The 12,036-nt window shown below is 68.0% G+C and carries 12 protein-coding genes; 4 read left to right on the plus strand and 8 right to left on the minus strand.

Going from position 1 to position 12,036, the window contains the following annotated elements; translation table 11 throughout:
• Positions 1-224 precede the first annotated feature (224 nt).
• The 7 genes from JT721_RS14450 to JT721_RS14480 all read right to left on the minus strand — a co-directional run bounded on the left by JT721_RS14450 (position 225) and on the right by JT721_RS14480 (position 8,151).
• Positions 225-1,352 (minus strand): DNA adenine methylase, encoded by a 1,128-nt coding sequence (locus JT721_RS14450; protein WP_205473941.1) that lies wholly within the window; start codon positions 1,350-1,352, stop codon positions 225-227.
• A 1,376-nt stretch (positions 1,353-2,728) separates the two neighbouring features.
• Positions 2,729-3,889: a DGQHR domain-containing protein gene (locus JT721_RS14455; protein WP_374220889.1), complete on the minus strand. Its 1,161-nt coding sequence runs from the start codon at positions 3,887-3,889 to the stop codon at positions 2,729-2,731.
• 620 nt (positions 3,890-4,509) lie between these two features.
• Positions 4,510-5,286, minus strand: coding sequence for a hypothetical protein (locus JT721_RS14460; RefSeq protein WP_205473943.1), 777 nt, complete (start codon positions 5,284-5,286; stop codon positions 4,510-4,512).
• Positions 5,287-5,441: 155 nt separating this feature from the next.
• Positions 5,442-5,852 (minus strand): NAD(+)--rifampin ADP-ribosyltransferase, encoded by a 411-nt coding sequence (gene arr, locus JT721_RS14465; protein WP_205473944.1) that lies wholly within the window; start codon positions 5,850-5,852, stop codon positions 5,442-5,444.
• Positions 5,853-5,855: 3 nt separating this feature from the next.
• Entirely contained in the window at positions 5,856-6,281 is a 426-nt protein-coding gene (locus JT721_RS14470; RefSeq protein ID WP_205473945.1) for a DUF6069 family protein, read from the minus strand.
• Positions 6,278-7,279, minus strand: coding sequence for an RNA polymerase subunit sigma-70 (locus JT721_RS14475; RefSeq protein WP_240340753.1), 1,002 nt, complete (start codon positions 7,277-7,279; stop codon positions 6,278-6,280). The genes JT721_RS14470 and JT721_RS14475 overlap by 4 nt, the downstream gene beginning before the upstream one ends.
• 83 nt (positions 7,280-7,362) lie before the next feature.
• Positions 7,363-8,151, minus strand: coding sequence for a 1-acyl-sn-glycerol-3-phosphate acyltransferase (locus JT721_RS14480; RefSeq protein WP_205473946.1), 789 nt, complete (start codon positions 8,149-8,151; stop codon positions 7,363-7,365).
• A 768-nt stretch (positions 8,152-8,919) separates the two neighbouring features.
• Between JT721_RS14480 and truA the strand changes: the two genes are divergently transcribed.
• From truA to JT721_RS14495, 3 genes are read left to right on the plus strand one after another with little or no spacing between them, the layout of a single operon-like run.
• Positions 8,920-9,750, plus strand: coding sequence for a tRNA pseudouridine(38-40) synthase TruA (gene truA / locus JT721_RS14485; RefSeq protein WP_205473947.1), 831 nt, complete (start codon positions 8,920-8,922; stop codon positions 9,748-9,750).
• Positions 9,747-10,355, plus strand: coding sequence for a class I SAM-dependent methyltransferase (locus JT721_RS14490; protein ID WP_205473948.1), 609 nt, complete (start codon positions 9,747-9,749; stop codon positions 10,353-10,355). Before truA ends, JT721_RS14490 begins: the two co-directional genes overlap by 4 nt.
• The gene (locus tag JT721_RS14495) at positions 10,352-10,909 is read left to right on the plus strand and encodes a hypothetical protein (protein ID WP_205473949.1); all 558 of its coding nucleotides are present in this window, start codon (positions 10,352-10,354) and stop codon (positions 10,907-10,909) included. Before JT721_RS14490 ends, JT721_RS14495 begins: the two co-directional genes overlap by 4 nt.
• A 1-nt stretch (position 10,910) precedes the next feature.
• On the opposite strand, the gene JT721_RS14500 is transcribed toward JT721_RS14495, so the two are convergent.
• Positions 10,911-11,513 carry a hypothetical protein gene (locus tag JT721_RS14500; RefSeq protein WP_205473950.1) on the minus strand — a complete coding sequence of 201 codons (603 nt, stop codon included), beginning with the start codon at positions 11,511-11,513 and terminating at the stop codon, positions 10,911-10,913.
• An 88-nt stretch (positions 11,514-11,601) separates the two neighbouring features.
• On the opposite strand from JT721_RS14500, the gene JT721_RS14505 reads away from it, so the two are divergent.
• Positions 11,602-12,033 (plus strand): VOC family protein, encoded by a 432-nt coding sequence (locus JT721_RS14505; protein WP_205473951.1) that lies wholly within the window; start codon positions 11,602-11,604, stop codon positions 12,031-12,033.
• Positions 12,034-12,036 lie beyond the last annotated feature (3 nt).

A 12,036-nucleotide genomic window follows, 5' to 3' on the forward strand; every position in this document is an offset into this window, starting at 1 on the left:
CGGGGGTTGCTGGGTGCTCCAGAGCGTGACTAGACGGTGGGTCGCGCGTCACTCCGCCCAGATGGGCCACGTCGAGGGGGCGACCATCAGCCCGGAATGGGCGACTTCAGGAGCCGACTCTCAGGTAGGGCGACACATGCAGTAGCGCGGCCAGGGGGGCGAGGAACCGAACGCACAGGGGATCTCAGCGGACTCCTGGACAGCGTTGGGTCAAGCTGATCCGCTCAACTCGGCTTCATAACGAGAAGCAGTTCGTTCAGGGGACGCCGAGCCATCCGTGACCCAGTTTTCGCGGTGGCTGGGCCTCCCAGGGTGCTATGCGTGTGCGGCAACAGTTGGCTGCGCACCTTGAAGTACTTCTTGGCTAAGTTGCGCGCGATATCGCCGCTGACCCCATTGCTAGCATCGCCCGAAGGGAACGTGAGCAGTACCGTTGCGCGCCGACTCCTAAGGCCATCCAGCAGTTCGTCTAGCGCCTTTTCGGACGCCGTCCTCAAACTGTACCGCGAGGACGTCCGCAACGGCAGATCTGGAGCCCGGCCCGCCCCGTGGACCTCTGGCCACCCACCCCGGGCGATCCCTTCTAGAACGTGGTAGAAGCGGCTGTACTGGACGTCCGAATACGGCGGATCGCAGAAAACCGTGGCATCCATTGGAACCCGCACGGCGTAATCGTTCGCATCCTCAACGACCGCGCTGCCGCGTCTCCTAGCGAACCGCGGGGCAAGCGCGTTCAAGATGGACTCCGCTGCCACGAAGACGTCGCGCCTCCACGCCGCCCCGATGTAAGGCAAGAGCCGCTCGGTCGGCTGGAATGGCTGGGCGGTGTGACCTGGCGACGCCGAAACTCGCGAAGCTGTCCGAATAATCACGCCCATCTTGAGCCAGTAGAGGTCGTCGACCCCCACGCTCTTAACCGGAAGCAGGCATTCGAGTGCCAAAGCTTGTAAAGGCGAGAAGTAGTGCCCACCGTAATCGCGCACGATGAATCCAGCGTCGGCATCCCGGCATAGCATCCGCGATCGTGCGACGTTCTCGGGCTGAGTCCAGTCCAGGTCAGTGAAACCAAGATCACTACGTCGCTCATCGAAGATCTCTCGAGACCTTTTTAGCCAATCCGCCACGATCTCGCCCTGATCAACCGCGCTCTCGCGGTCGATGACGGATAGCGCTAGTGCGGAACTAAACGATTGGCAATCAACCGTCGTCACAACAGAGTCGGTTTTTTCGGCAACGAATGTTCCGACGACGCCAGACCCAGCGAACAAGTCGACGAAGGGTCGTCCCGGCTCCGTATGGCGGAGCAAAGCCCTGCCCAGCGCACCATTCAGCAAAGCCTGCTTCGATCCCATGTACTTCAAAACAGAACCGCCGAATCAGGATGAAGTTCAGGCACTGAGACTCCAAAGGCCCGCGCGCCCTAGTCCAGAAAGTTCTCGAACCGTCCAAGGCGCCTGGTGGCGGAGAGCCAAGCTCCCACGGGGGTTCCCGGTCGAAAGTGCGTCCAAGTCTTCCAGACCAGCCTCAAGATCCTGCCAGAGATCCGTCATCGGCTCGGGACGAGGTAGTGGATCCCAGTATCCAGCCATGGTTCCGACGTGATCGGACCACCAGCGAAAATCCTCGGGATCCAAGCCAGCCTCGCGTTGCATGCTTCTGGATGCACCCGTAGCGAAGCGAGCTAGCAGCAGCGCGCGGCTGAGCATGGCCTTGACCTCGCCTCTAGTGAGGCCGAGAACCGGCACCGGGCCGACCTCCATGGCCGCGCTGACGCATGAATTGTGAGGATGTCGAAGAGCTTCAACCACGCCACGCGCCACTTCATCGGAGCCGTAGGAAGAGCCGGTCACGGACGTAACGGCTCGCTGAATCCAAGACTCTCGATCGCCGTCTGCCGCGAGATGACCAAGAACCTGGATGACGATTGCAGAGTCGAGGTCGGGGAACGTGCCTGGAGCGCCCGGCCCGAGAGGTTCAACAAGGCTCGCGACCACGTCTGCGCACCAGGTTGAGTACCCATCCGGGTCGGCGGGGCTGAACCCAGATGGGTGGTAACTCGCGATGTTTCGCCGGTCACGGTCGTCTCTCATCGCCTTGAGATCGGCGCCCCAGGACTCAGTGAAGAACGACGCGAGGGCCGATGAGGCCCCATTCGGCCGCGCTGCCTCTAACCACCGGTCCAAAGGCTGCCCGCGGAACTGGACCTGACGGGCCACAGTCGATAGAGCCGCAGGAGTCGCAGACCAGATTTCCAAGAAGTCCCATGCGTTCGTGTGTGTTGAGCCGCCACTATTGATCGTCTCAATTCCGTTATCCGTCACGGACACGACTTGGCTCCCTACGACAAGCAGACCCGATCGCGCCATCATCGAAATAGCCGCGCGAACTTCGGCGTAGTAGGCGAGATGCGCTGCTTCGGCGAGGGACCCCATCGTGATCGCGTCGATGGCACGACCCAGAAGCGTCCAGCTATCCGCGCAGTGAAGAAAGGCCGATGCGCCCGCCAATTGGGCGACTAGATCTCTAGATCCGCGACGATCCTCGGTAGTCATCTTGCGAAGGAAATTCTCGGCGTCTGAATGTTCTTGCGTTGACGTGTCTAGCCAAGCGATCGGACCTCGATGAAAAGCCTCCCTGAACCCTGCGGCCACTAGTGCGGGGCTCGCCGCGCGACACTTTTCCTCGCGCGCCCGTCGAGCCTCAACCACCTGCTTGCGACTCCCGCCCATCAGGTGCGGTCCCGTACATGCTCAATGGCGCCTATTAGAGTGTCGTCTTCCGCCTCTTCGTAAAGGTGGTCCAGAAGCTGACGCCGGAGTTCCTTGTAACCGCTACTGCCGCGAAATGCCAATTTCCGACCGCGGATGTCGTCGTCCAACCCGGGCGCCTTTGAACTTCGCCAGTCATATGTAGCAAGTCCCTCGGCAATCTTCGTCAAGAAGGAGCTGGCTGGCTGCTCACTAAACTCCTCCACGATCCTCGAAACCTCGTCAGGATTGAGGTCGTCGACGACTTGACCCACGCGCCACTGTCGCAGTTTCAGTGCTTGAGTCGCAGCATATGACAGATCGTTAAAGAGGCCCATTAGGGGCCGAACACCTTGATCCGATGCGAGCATCGAATATGGACTCGCAAACGCAGGGTCGGCGACCGAGTCGAGGTCGCCCTCGGCCTGTAGATCGCGGAGCTCGGTTGCCCAGGACTCGTCACAATCCGCCACTGCATCGTCCATAGCACGCCAGCACGCGACGAGATACGCAGCTTGCTGCACCCGTGGCCAGTCGAGCCCACCTTGTCCGTCGAATTCGCCCCCGCCGAACAGGCCGCCCACGGTCGTGCGGGGGGTGTGCCAGGCTCTCACGAAGGTCTGGGTCAGAGCGCGAACGAAGGCCGCTTGAGTAACTGGCTGACGAGACCGCAGTCCGGACTCGCCAAGCATATTGATGCGACGGAACCAGGGGCTCTCGGGGGTTGCCCATAAAGCCTCGGTCAATTCTTGCGCGCGCGTCTCCCTGTAGACGTGAATTCCTTCGCCCGCATCCAGCCAATCCTGTTCCCGCAGGAGTGGATAGAGGTCGAATGCCAGAGAGGCGTTAATTCTTTTCGGCTTGATGTTTACAGTCCAGAACAGGTAGGCCTGCCAAGACAGGTCAAGTCCCTTGAATGCGACTACCGGAAGCTCGAAGTCATCTGAGTCGTCGTCATTGAATGCGAACAGGCGGTGCTGGCCATCAATGATCTCGATAGGTGCCAGATCTTTCGGTTCCCACTCCTCATCGAAACCCTCAGGAAGTCCGACCGTGACGATGGAGCCGACCGGTTCCCCGACGGCGATCGCGTCATCGGGGTCCAGAATCCTGCCGCCGCGCTCGCCGTGAGGCTCGATCAAGTTGACGATGATGGCACTTGGAAGCCACCCAGGCTTGCGCAGATTGTCCGCCTCGGCTGCTTTTCGGGGACCTAGCGTTGAGACTGGGAAGCCATCGCGGATGTACCTCCGGATCTCTTGGCTTCGCTCGCCATCGTGGCGCCGCTGGATCGCCAGGTCCTGAGCGCGCGGCCCTTCGGGATTTCGCCGATGGATGTCCGCTAGGCGCCTCAGGTCCGACGCACGGACGCTCATCAAGTAGAAGTGCGGCTCTGGGCGCCTCTGTCTGTTCGGCTCGGAAAAGTTCATTCGGTCCCAGTCCGGCAACCACTGCCGAACCACTAGGGCCTGCAAGTCCGTCATCAGGCGCGGCACTCCTCATCTAGGGCTGTGGACCAATCTAGTGGGTCACCTCCCCACGCCTGTGGCCTTCTCGCGTACTTCGGTCACCGCGCCGCCACAGCCTACTCAGTTGTGAACCGGGGCCTAAGCGTGTCTTCACGCGGCGCAGGTAGCTGCAACTGTCTGTGTGTGCGCTACGGATTGTTGGGGCCGAGCAGAGTAGACAGGATGGCGGACACCACCGACAGCGCCGCCATGAAGCGCGACTGCGGCAACCTTCTGTGCATTCCGGGGCTTGGTCATGCCGTCCGTACCTCCTCAACAGCCCGTGACTCAGACCAATCGACAAGGGCCTCCAGGACCGACCAAGTCTTAGCCGAGTTGACGCGGGTGTCGTATGCCAACTCTCGACCGTGCAGGACGCCGTGACGTGAGAGGCTGCCCCGAGCCTGGGTGTGCTTCACATCCTCTCCGAAGAGGGCTTGCAGCGCGGTGAGGCCGCCAAGCAAGCTGGCCGCACGATCCGGAGACGAGAGATCGGCCTTGTGGCGACCTTTGGTGAAAAACTTCTTTCCACCGCTAATGTCGATGACGATGCCTTCGATCTGCGCCAGAAGGATGGGAATCGACGCGTCGTAGCGACCCGCCAGATGGTGATCGCTCGCCAATCGCAGCAACCGGGCGCGCTCGGTGAAGAACCCACGCAATGCGTCGTCCTCGACGCGTATCCGCGCGACCCGCGAGCAGATGCGCGTCAAGCGCTCAGCGCCCGGACCATCGAATACGTCAGCCAGAAGCTGATCAGCTTCTTCTCCCGACTCTTCTACGATCGCTCCAAGTGCTCGGCGCACGGCGGAGATTGGCATCGACGCAACGGACCACCCTCGGGGTGACAGCTCCATTATTGCTAAGAGGATCTCCTCGACCGGCCGACGGGCTTCGGTGCCGAGTTGAGCCAGCCGCTCTCGCGCCTCGGTCGACACGGAACCGATGCGTTCGAGGAATTCGCTGAGATCGTCGGGGGTCGCCATCTTCTGGTGGTCATGCTTGCCGCGACGAACATCGACCGCATCCATGTGTTCGCCGTTGATTGGGCTAGGGGGCACGTGCCCATTCTCTATGAACGGCGTGGCCCTTCCACTCGGAATCGCATGACGGCGGGCCGCGGTGGGTGCGTCTTACCGCCGCGTTTGACGCAGAGGTCGACGGCCGTCGGTGCACCGCGTTCCCGTCAGTTGATGATCTCGGCGCGCTCGTCCGCGCGAAGCGCGGCGATCCGGTCCCGCCACGCCTGGAGCGCCTCCGGGCTCAGGCGGGTCCAGTCGGTGACCTCGCGGACGACGCGGAGCGGGTCGCGGCTGCGGTAGGAGCGGGTGGGGTTGCCGGGGAACTTCTTGTCGGTGACGTTCGGGTCGTTCTCGAAGGGACCGGTCGGCTCCACGGCGTACACGCGGGGCTCACCGTCGCCGGCGGCGAGCTCCGCGGCCAGGCCGGCGCCGTCGACGAGGGCGGTGAAGTAGATGTGGTTCATCACCACCTCGGGCCGGTAGTTCGACCGGAAGCCCGCGGTGAGGAGGTCCCCGGGCTGCAGGTCGGCCTTGGTGCCGTGGAAGAACGGCCCGTCGTCCAGCACGTCGCTCACGGTTCAGAGCCTAGGCGCCGCCGGGGTGCAAAGGGTGCGGGTCAGGGCGGGGATCACCACCGCGGCGGCGAGCAGGTGGAGGCCGACCAGGGTGAGCGTGGTCGCGGCGTCGGCGTCGGCGAGGAACGGCGGCACCAGCGAGAGCGCGGTCAGCGTGCAGGCGGTCAGAGCGAACCGCTCGGCGGGGCGCGTGCTCCAGCGGCGCAGCGCGAGGGCGAGGAGCACGCCGACGAGGGAGAGGACGCCGGTCATGAAGGCCACGCCCGAGACCGGGATGTCCTCGCCGGAGACCTCGAGGTCGACGCCGGCGGCGCGGGCCAGGGCGGCGGCGAGGGTGGTGGCCGCGACCGCGGCGGCGACGGCGAGGAGGCCGGTGGCGGCGAACCCGGGCGCCGTACGACGGGTGGCGGTGTCGGGGGCGGTGGTCATCGCTCGGCCCCGTCCGCAACCAGCCGCTCGGGCAGCCCGAGCAGCGGGAACTGGTCGTCGTGGAAGGTCGTGATCTCGTCGATCGCCCCGTCGACGATGCGCAGCACGTCGACCGTGAGCGGCAGGTACGCGCGCTCGTCGTCGCGCCAGAGGTAGAAGGCGATCGCGGGCTGCCGGTTGACCGACGTGGCGACGGTGCGCAGCTCGCCCAGCTCCGGGTAGCCGTCGTCGAGCCAGTTGGCGACCACGGCGTCGCGGCCGACCTGGAGGCCGGGGGTGGGCGGCATCGAGCAGCGGACGTCGTCGCGCATCATCGCGGCGATGGCGTCGACGTCCTTGGCCACGCTGGCCTCGGTGAAGCGGCGCACCACGTCGAGGGTGGTCGGGTCCGACTCGTCGCCTGTCCAGTCCTGCCGCTCGGCGGGCAGGTGCTCGCGCATGCCGGCGCGGGCGCGCTGGAGGGCGCTGTTGACCGAGTTGACCGAGTCGCCGAGGAGGTCGGCGACGTCCTTGGCCGGCCAGCCGAGCACGTCGCGCAGCACCAGCACCGCCCGCGGCCGCGGCGCGAGGTGCTGCACCGCGACCAGGTAGGCCAGCTCGATCGTCTCCCGGGCGACAGCGACCGCCTCCGGCTCGTCGGCGTCGGCGGTCGTGAGCTCGTCGAGCAGCCGGTCGGGGTAGGGCTGCAGCCACAGCACCTCGCCGCCGGTCGCCGGCTTCGGCCGCCGCCGGTCGAGCAGGTCGAGGCAGGCGTTGGTGGCGATCCGGTAGAGCCAGGCGCGGAACGTCGAGCGCCCCTCGAAGGTCTCGCGCCGCCGCCAGGCTCGCAGGAACGTCTCCTGCACGGCGTCCTCGGCGTCCTCGAACGAGCCGAGCATCCGGTAGCAGTGCACGTGCAGCTCGCGCCGGTGTCGCTCGGCCAGCCGCGTGAACGTCGGCTCGTCGACCTCGCCCAGATCGTGCACGCCCAGCTCCTCCGGTCGCATGTCCACCGTCATCGTCTCGTCCTTCCGCCTGGTTGGTCCGTCGTAGGTGTGACGGGTGCGGGCGGCAGAACTCATCACTCGGCTGCTCGTGGGGGTCAGCGGCGGCGGAGCCGGCGGCGTACGAGCCAGCCGATCAGCGGTACGCCGGCGAGGCCGGCCAGCGCGAGGTCGCGCTTGCGGTGCGACGGCGGTGGGGGCCGGTCGTGCACGGCGAGCAGGTCGACGACCGCCCGGCGCAGCGTCTCGGTGGCGCGGTCGACGGCGTCGGGGCCGTCACCGGGCGGCAGGTGGATCGGGGCGCCGATCACGACGTCGATGTCGGCGCGGTCGGCGGCCCGACGCCACAGGGTGCGCTTGACCCGCTGGTTGCTGCTGCTGATCACGTGGTCGGTGCCGACGAGCACGACAGGGATCACGGGTACGCCGGCCTGCAGCGCCATCCGGGCGGCGCCCGACTTGAACGGCAGCAGCACGCCGTCCTTGGGGATCGTCCCCTCGGGGAAGACCGCGACCAGCTCGCCCCCGCGGAGGCTGGCGACGGCGGCGACGAGCGCGTCGGCGGCGCGCTCGGTGCCGCGGTGGACCGGGATCACCCCGGCCCGGCGCAGCACCGCCGCGACGAACCGGGCCCGGAACAGCTCCGCCTTGGCCAGCACCATCACGTCGCGCCCGGTGCGGTCGAGGGCGGCACCCAGGGCCACGGCGTCGAACAGGCTGCGGTGGTTGCAGATCAGCACCGCGCCGCCCCGGCTCGGCACGTGCTCGAGACCCACGACCTCGACGTCGGAGAACAGCCCCGCGACCCAGCCGAGGAAGCGGCTGAGCAGGCCGTGCACGAGGCGCGAGGGCCGCAGGTGCTGGGGGCGCAGGGTCAGGTCGGGCATGGCGCGACTCTAGGTGGCGGCCGGGTGTCGATCTGTGCCGTTCGGCCCACCGGTGGTTGAGGAAGTTGCGCTAGCAACTGTCTCGAAACCCCGTGAGCCGAGAGCGCTCCCGTTCCCACCGGAGGGTACTTCTCTTACCGGGTTTTGAGACGGGACTTCGTCCCTCCTCGACCAGCGGTGGTCGCCGGAGGGCGTTCGGCGTACGGGGTTTCGACGACGCCCGCCGGGACTCGCTGCTCGACCAGCGGGCACCGGTGGTTGAGGAAGTTGCGCTAGCGACTGTCTCGAAACCCCGTGAGCCGGGAGCGCTCCCGTTCCCACCGGAGGGTTCTTCTCTCACCGGGTTTCGAGACGGGACTTCGTCCCTCCTCAACCAGCGGTGGGTCGCGGGAGGGCGTTCGGCGTACGGGGTCTCGACGACCCTCGCTGGGGCTCGCTGCTCGACCAGCGGGCACCGGTGGTTGAGGAAGTTGCGCTAGCAACTGTCTCGAAACCTCGTTAGCCGGGAGCCCTCCTGTTCCCAAGGGAGGGCGTTCGTCTCACCGGGTTTCGAGACGGGACTTCGTCCTTCCTCAACCAGCGGTGGGTCGCGGAAGGCGTTCGGCTCGCCGGGTCTCGAGGCTCGTCGCCGGGGCTCCTCGCACCTCGACCAGCGGTGGTCGCCGGAAGGCCTTCGTCTCACCGGGTTTCGAGACAGGACTTCGTCCTTCCTCAACCAGCGGTGGGTACTCGCCCCTCCTCAACTGAAGCTCGCCCTAGTCTGAGCGGGTGCGGATCCGCCTCGACGTCGCCTACGACGGCACCGACTTCCACGGCTGGGCGACCCAGCCGGGGTTGCGAACGGTGCAAGGGGAGCTGACCTGGGCGGTGGCGACCGCGCTGCGGGTGCCGGAGGTGGGGCTGACGTGTGCGGGGCGCACCGACACCGGGGTGCACGCGCGCGGGCAGGTGGTGCACCTCGACGTCGACGAGGCCGTAGTGGCGGCGAGCGCCGGGCGCTCGACCGACCCTCCGCTCGACGCGCTGGTCAGGCGGGTCAACGGCATCCTCGACCCCGACGTGAGGGTGCGGCGCGCGGCGCAGGCGCCGGAGGGGTTCGACGCGAGGTTCTCGGCGCTCTGGCGCCGCTACGCCTACCGCGTCTGCGACGACCCCGCCCTGGTCGACCCGCTGGCCCGACGGCACGTGCTGGCCTGGCCGCGACCGCTCGACCTCGACCTGATGAACGACGCCGCGGCCGCGCTCACCGGGCAGCAGGACTTCGCGTCGTTCTGCAAGCAGCGCGAGGGGGCGACGACCGTGCGGGTGGTGCACGACCTGACCTGGGCGCGCGACGACGACGGACTCGCGGTCGCGACCGTGCGGGCCGACGCGTTCTGCCACAGCATGGTGCGCGCGCTGGTGGGCTGCCTGCTCGCGATCGGTGAGGGGCGCCGGCCGGTGGGCTGGGCTGCCGAGCGGCTGGCCGCCCGCGAGCGCGACTCCTCGGTGCGCGTCGCCCACGCGCACGGGCTGACGCTCGAGGAGGTCGCCTACCCGCCCGACGCCGAGCTCGGCGCGCGCGTGGAGCTGACCCGGGCCAGGCGGGAGCCGGTGTGAGCGACGAGCACTACTTCACCGCCGACCCCGCGGTCGCCTTCACGCGCACGCCGGTGACGGTGTCGGTGTGGGGCCACGACCTCGACGTCGTCACCGGCTCGGGCGTCTTCGCGCAGGGCCGGCTCGACGTCGGCACCGCGGTGCTGTTCCGCGAGACCGAGCCGCCCGCGCCCGGCCGGATCCTCGACCTCGGCTGCGGGTGGGGGGTGATCGGGCTGGGCATCGCGCGCGCCGTACCGGACGCCCACGTCACCGGCGTCGACGTCAACGAGCGCGCCGTCCTGCTCGCCAACGAGAACGCCGCCGCGCTCGGCCTCGCCGACCGGTTCCGCGCGACCACCCCCGACGCCGTGCCGGCCGAGGAGCAGTGGGACGAGATCTGGTCGAACCCGCCCATCCGGATCGGCAAGCAGGCGCTGCACGAGCTGCTGCTCACCTGGCTGCCGCGGCTGGTGCCCGGTGGGCGGGCGGTGCTGGTGGTCGGGAAGAACCTCGGTGCAGACTCCCTCCAGCGGTGGCTCGTCGAGCAGGGCCACCCGACGACGCGGATCGCCAGCGCCAAGGGGTTCCGGGTGCTGGAGTGCCGCCGAGAGGAGCAGTCGTGACCGAGTACGTGCCCTACGGCTCGCCCGTCCCGCCCGACGACCCCGACGGCAGCCCGGGCGAGCTGCCCCGCGACCGGCCGCTGCCCGGCGAGGACGACGTCGTCTTCGTCTCGACGCGCTACGGCGAGGACGACGCCGAGCGGGCGGAGCTGGTGCGCAGCATCCGGGTGCGCCTCGGCGAGGGCGAGCGGCTGCTCGCGGTCTTCGCCGTCGCCAAGATCTCGCCGCCGACCGACTGGGTGGGCGTCACCACCCAGCGGGTCGTCGGCGGCATCCGCGACGAGCTCGACGACCTCCAGAAGTCGTGGTGGCTGCAGATCCCCGTGACCGAGATCGAGGACATCGAGGTCACGGGGTTCATGGACAACGTGAAGTTCGTCCACTCCGGTGGTGAGGAGACCAAGGTCGGCAACCTCTGGGGGGACGACGAGGACGCGCTGCGCAAGGCGGTCCGCGACGCCCAGACCGGCACCGGCCCGGCGGCGGAGCGGAGCACCCCGTCGACGACGGCGCCCGCGGCGTCGTACCAAGTCTACGAGCCGCCGCCGGAGTGAGCTAGGAGGTGGTGGCGCGCCAGCCGAAGGCGAGAGGCACGGGCTCGCTCGTACCGCCGCTGATCAGGCGGTACTGCTCGAGCGCGACCACGGCCCCCGCCGGCACGCGCACCCGAGCGGTGGTGTTGGAGCAGCGATAGCCGGTGGTGCTGCTGGCGGGCGTGGTGCAGGTCAGCGCGCTCCGCTGCCCGTTGACGAGCAGGTAGAACTGGGCACCGGGCCGCTCGGTGACGACGGTGAGGTCGCGTGCGACCAGGGCCACCGGGACCACCATGCCGGCCGCTGCCATGCTGCTCGCGCCGCTGCCAGGGGTGTGGCCGGCGGGGAAGTGGAAGCTCTGCGGGCAGCCCGAGGAGTAGCTGCCGTTGCCCATGACCACACCGGCTGACATGGTGCTCGGCAGGCCAGCGCGCACGTCGGCGGGTGTGAGCGACCCGTCCTTGACGTCCCTGCCCGTGAGCGTGCCGTTGCGGACGTCGCGGGACTGCACGGAGTTGTCCTTGATCTGGGCGGACCCGATCTTGGCGGCGGCGTAGGCGCCGCCGCTGCAGGCGACGACGAGGGCCAGCGCGGCGACGGCGAAGGAGGGTGACAGACGGGGCATGGGCCCCACTGTCCCCAGCGTGGTCGGCCTCGGCAATGGCGCGGACGGGCTATCGCCGTGACGTGGGAGCGGGGGCGATGCTGGGTGGGTGCGTCTCACCGCGGCCGTGCCCGCGCTGCCGTGCCGCGACGTCGTGGCAGCGGCGAAGTACTACACGACCCGGTTCGGGTTCACGTTGGTGCACAGCGACGACGAGTTCGCCGTGCTGGTGCGCGACGACGTGCGCCTGCACCTGTGGCGGGCCGGCGATGAAAGGTGGCGGCAGCGGGGCGCGGCCGACCTCGCGGAGACGCCGGTGCGCAGCGGGGCGGAGTCGTTCCTCGCCGGCACGGCGAGCTGCCGGATCGAGGTCGACGGCGTGGCCGCGGTCGACGAGCTGTACGCCGAGCTGGCGGCGGCCGGCGTGCTCCACCCCACCGACCGGGGGAGCGCCGTCGACACGTCGTACGGCACCCGCGAGCTCGCCGCGCTCGACCTCGACGGCAACCTCCTGGAGTTCTTCTGCTGGCGCGACTCCTGACCG

The sequence above is a fragment of the Nocardioides sp. SYSU D00038 genome (assembly GCF_016924665.1).
Lineage (GTDB): Bacteria > Actinomycetota > Actinomycetes > Propionibacteriales > Nocardioidaceae > Nocardioides.